Origin of the sequence: Paenibacillus cremeus, assembly GCF_007786445.1 — a bacterium.
Lineage (GTDB): Bacteria > Bacillota > Bacilli > Paenibacillales > NBRC-103111 > Paenibacillus_G > Paenibacillus_G cremeus.
In genome coordinates, this window is record NZ_VNJI01000125.1 from 1 (window position 1) to 1,480 (window position 1,480).

Here is a 1,480-nt window from a genome sequence, read left to right on the forward strand (position 1 = left end):
TACATTCGAAAGGAGCCGCTATTATGAAGGATTACACAAAATTTGTTGGTTTAGACGTATCAAAAGATTCAATTTCTGTTGCTGTTGCAGATACAGGACGTGGTGAGCCACGTTTTCTCGGAAACATCACGCATACACCTGAGGCTATTCGCAAGTTATTGAAAAAAATAGGCAATCCTGAGCAATTGCATGTATGCTATGAGGCAGGACCGACAGGGTATGGACTTTTCAGATTTCTCATCTCCATGGGAATTGACTGTGTCGTTGTTGCACCAACACTCATCCCTCGACGCGCAGGAGATCGTATCAAAACGGACCGAAGAGATGCATTAAGACTGGCACAGCTTCTTCGAGCCGGCGAACTTACTCCCGTTTGGACTCCTGACGAAGATCATGAAGCTTTGAGAGACTTAGTTCGGGCTCGACATGACGCTAAGGAAGACTTACAGCGCGCGCGACTTCGTCTCGTTCAGTTTTTGCTTCGTCATGATCTGCGTTCGGAAAAAGGTACGCGTAATTGGTCTGTTAGGCATAGAGAGTGGCTGGATAGTCTTCGTTTTGAAAAATCATCTTTACGAATCGTATTTCAAGAGTATCTTCACGCAATTGATGAAGTGACCGACCGAATGAAACGCATTGAAGCTGAAATTCATCAGCAAGCAATGAGTAGTGTTCACGCACCGGTTATCCAAGCCCTTCAAACAATGCGTGGAGTAGCGGAAGTTACTGCGACTACCTTAGTGGCGGAAATTGGCCAGTTCTCTCGTTTTACAAGTCCCAGGCAATTAATGTCTTACGCTGGACTTGTTCCTAAAGAATATTCAAGCGGGGCCACCAGGTGGCAAGGATCCATCACCAAGGTCGGGAATTCCCACATCCGTCATGTCATTGTTGAATCCGCTTGGGCCTATCGTCACGCTCCTTCATTAAAAGGACAACTCCGTGCTCGTCAGGAGGGGCAAGATCCTGAAGCAAAGCGCATAGCCTGGAAGGCTCAACACCGTTTACATCAGAAGTATCATCTCATTACTTCACGAGGAAAAGCCGGAAAACAAGCTGCAGTTGCTGTGGCCAGAGAACTTATAGGGTTCATTTGGGCTATTGGTTGTGAAATTGAAAAGATGCAATCGGAAACCAACTTGGTTGCGTAGTGCTACTTCAAAATCTCTGGTTTAAATAGGAGAATTAGAAGTTTTGGCTCGGAGGCAAAACACCGGTAAGGAGAATCCTCATGTTAAGCTATGCACTAGGCATTGATCGCTAGCCGAACGTGCGCCGTTAGTCCGAGGCAGCTCCACGACGGATGGATTGAAATGCGGTACCCAACCCGCGCATATCAGACTGTTAACCACCGTCAACGCTTTTGCCTTCGTGCCAAGATTTTTAAAGTATCCCTGGTTTGGAACAAGAGTATTTCCATTCCTAAATTAAGAAAATTACGGAATTATTGAAGGGGTATTGACCGCCTCGTTCATATCAG

At 46.1% G+C, this 1,480-nt stretch carries 1 protein-coding gene; it reads left to right on the top strand.

Features of this window, described 5'->3' with window-relative positions:
* Nucleotides 1-23: 23 nt before the first annotated feature.
* Nucleotides 24-1,151: an IS110 family transposase gene (locus FPZ49_RS35100; RefSeq protein WP_144855370.1), complete on the top strand. Its 1,128-nt coding sequence runs from the start codon at nt 24-26 to the stop codon at nt 1,149-1,151.
* The last annotated feature ends 329 nt before the right edge of the window (nt 1,152-1,480 follow it).

What these genes read in the sequence shown, in the direction of transcription:
- FPZ49_RS35100 (WP_144855370.1), top strand. Translation starts at nt 24, where the DNA reads ATGAAGGATTACACAAAATTTGTTGGTTTAGACGTATCAAAAGATTCA.